Raw genomic sequence first — 243 nt, forward strand, 5'->3', positions numbered from 1 at the left:
TACTGGTGCTGGAAGATATTAACGAACACCCGTTCCGCGTCGAACGTATGCTGTTGCAGCTGTATCACGCCGGGATCCTGGATCGGCAGTCGGCCATTGTGCTGGGCAGTTTTAGTGGTTCAGCCCCTAACGATTACGATGCGGGCTATTCCCTGGAGACGATGATTGATTTCATTCGTTCCCGGCTGGATATCCCGGTGATCCCCGGTCTGGATTTCGGCCATGAGCAGCAAACCGTTACCC

The 243-nt window shown here is 54.7% G+C and carries 1 pseudogene; it reads left to right on the forward strand.

Annotation, left to right across the window (positions count from 1 at the left end):
* A pseudogene (ldcA, locus tag RTW80_RS30495) lies at nt 1-243 on the forward strand (muramoyltetrapeptide carboxypeptidase); the annotation flags it as partial.

Source organism: Escherichia sp. AM3, from assembly GCF_032029835.1.
In the GTDB taxonomy this organism is placed as follows: domain Bacteria; phylum Pseudomonadota; class Gammaproteobacteria; order Enterobacterales; family Enterobacteriaceae; genus Escherichia; species Escherichia coli.